The organism is Rhodoferax sp. RT5P35 (assembly GCF_056521385.1).
The window spans coordinates 1-2481 of sequence record NZ_JBWMAX010000030.1; the positions used below are offsets into that span (position 1 = coordinate 1).

2 protein-coding genes and 2 pseudogenes are annotated in these 2481 nt (G+C 63.4%); 2 read left to right on the forward strand and 2 right to left on the reverse strand.

Annotated features, from left to right (window positions below; all coding sequences use genetic code 11):
* Positions 1-97 (forward strand): annotated as a pseudogene (locus AC097L_RS23140) (GNAT family N-acetyltransferase); the annotation flags it as partial.
* Positions 98-182: 85 nt separating this feature from the next.
* Here the strand turns inward: AC097L_RS23140 and AC097L_RS23145 are convergent.
* Both AC097L_RS23145 and AC097L_RS23150 read right to left on the reverse strand, forming a co-directional pair.
* Complete coding sequence (locus AC097L_RS23145; RefSeq protein ID WP_315182740.1) at positions 183-845, reverse strand: Crp/Fnr family transcriptional regulator; 663 nt, start codon at positions 843-845, stop codon at positions 183-185.
* A gap of 84 nt (positions 846-929) precedes the next feature.
* Entirely contained in the window at positions 930-1598 is a 669-nt protein-coding gene (locus tag AC097L_RS23150; protein WP_479589094.1) for a helix-turn-helix transcriptional regulator, read from the reverse strand.
* Between the two features lie 300 nt (positions 1599-1898).
* On the opposite strand from AC097L_RS23150, the pseudogene AC097L_RS23155 reads away from it, so the two are divergent.
* Positions 1899-2481, forward strand: a pseudogene (locus AC097L_RS23155) (hypothetical protein); the annotation flags it as partial.

Sequence of the window (2481 nt, forward strand, 5' to 3'; positions counted from 1 at the left end):
CCTGGCCGGTTTCAAGCGCGAACTCAACACCGCCAAGACCGTGCCCATGGGCGACATCAAGATCGAAGAAATCCGCCTGAAACGCGCGCTGGACTGATTTGCTATGTCTTTAGTAGCTGCTCACGCTTATTAAATAAGCGCTAGCGGCCTAAAAAGCATATAAAAATATACCGAAAACGCCCTTACCACCTCGCAGGCAGGGGCTGCACCAGCACGATCTGGCGCTTGTCTACCTGCACGTAGCCGCCGTTTTCCAGGTCTTTCAAGATCCGGCTGACCATTTCGCGGCTGCAGCCGGTGCGGCTGGCGATTTCCTGGTGGGTGATGCGTTCGGTGATGCGCTGGGTGCCGTCCGGCTGGGGCGTGGCCAGGTTTTGCAGGCACTGGCTCAGGCGGCCATACACGTCTACAAAGGCCAGGTTGCGGGCGCTGTTGGTGGCCATGCGGGCACGGCGGATCACTTTAGCCAGCAGGTCCAGCGCAAATTCGGGGTGTTTTCCAATGAAACCCAGCAGGGTGGTGCGCGTCAGCAGCGTGCACACGGTGGACTCCAGCGTCACCACATTGGCCGAGCGTGGCCCGCCGTCCAGCGCCATTTCGCCAAAATAGTCGCCGGGGCCGATCACGCCGAAGGTGATCTCCTTGTCGAAGTCGTCGGTGCAATACACCTTGACCCGGCCCTCCACCACCACAAACAGCGTGTCGCCGGGGTCGGCCTCGTGGATCAGCACCGTGCCCTTGCGGTAGCGGCGGGTTTCGCCCAAAGGCACCAGCTCACGCAGCAGCAGGGGCTGGACCGGATCGTTGCAAAAAGCGTGGGTGAGGGTGTTGAGTGGAGACTGCATGGCATAGAGGGGCGCACGTCGCGCGCCCGCAGTCTATGCCATTCTCCCCACCGTCTTTACATTACCGGCAGATCTGCCGGGGATTTAATGCTGTACAGCGGCCATATGCCGGGCCATGGGCGGCAGGATGGATACGGTCTCCACCAGTTGGCGGATGGTGTCGCAGCGGGTTTTGATGCGGATGCTGCGCAACTGGCTGCGCACGGTAGAGATTTGCACCCCGTGGTGGGTGGCAATCTCGGTGGGCCGCATGCCGCTGCACACCGAGGCCAGCACATTGCTTTCGGCGCTGGTCAGGCCGCGCTCGCGGGCAAACAGCGCCATGGTCGAGCTGTCGCACAGTTGCTGTTTGGCAAACACCAGCAGGGCGTAGGGGGCCGCGCCAGGGGCGTTCAGCGGCACCAGGGCCACGCTGGTGGTGCAGTCTTCACCGCCCAGGCTGATCAGCGCCCGCACCCCGGTCTGGGCGCGCAACAGGGCGTGCTCCAGCTGCGGGGTGTCGGTGCGCAGCAGGGTGCTCAGCCGCCCGTCCGCCACGCACAGGCCGCTGCGCAGGCTGCCGGGGCCGTTCAGCCCGTCGTGCGCCAGGCGGTTGGCAAAACGGATCTGGCGCGTGGCCATGTGCACCAGTGCCAGGCCGTAGTCCATTTGCTCCAGCACGCACTGCATGAGGATCAAGGTGTCGGACGGCTCGGGTTCGTCGATGTAGTTGATGGCATCGGCGGCGAAAGAGGATGGGGCGATGTTCAGCATGGCGGTGTCCCGGGTGCCTGCTGGTCCTGCGATATGCAGGCTGAAACGAGAAGATACAAAAAAGAAAGCATTTGCAGCAAGGCTGTGCCAAGCATAGACATTTGGATTGATTTTGGGCTGGTATTCAGACCACTGGGTTTTGTGACGTATGCACCAAAAATGGGGTGGGGGCTGTGCTAGCCGTCATCCATTTTGAGGACGTTTTCCGGTGGGACTCCCCTAAACAGGGGATGTGCCGTCGGGGCTCTGGACCGAGTATGGGTGCGCCTCGTTGCACAACACCCTTACAGGAGTTCCCCCATGAAGATCCCCCTTAAATTGGCGCTCGGCAGTGCCGCTATTGCCGCCCTGGCGGCTTGTGGTAGCGGAGGTGGAGACACCGCTGCGGTGCCGCCGGTAGCCCCCGCCCCTACCACCACCGCCGTGGCGGTGACGGTGATGGACGGCCTGGTCCAGGGGGCCACCGTGTGCCTGGATGTGAACAGCAATGGGGCCTGCGACAGCGGTGAACCCAGCGGGCCGACCAATGCCCAGGGTGTCGCCAGCCTCACCGTGCCCAATGCCGATGTGGGCAAGTTCCCGGTGCTGGCTTTTGTGCCGGTGGGCGCAGTAGATGCCGACAGCGGGCCGGTCACCACGGCCTACACGCTCACGGCCCCTGCCGACCAAACGGCGGTCATCAGTCCGTTGACTACGCTGGTGCAGCTGGCGGTGGCCTCCACCGGTGTCAGCACGGCCGAAGCGGCGGCGCTGGTGCAAAGCCAGGCCGGTCTGGCGGCATCGCCTCTGGCCAATTACATCGCCGCCAACGACACGACCGCCGCCACAGCGGCACGTGTGCTGGTAGGGGTGATCCAGTCGCAAACCAGTGCGCTGGCGGCCA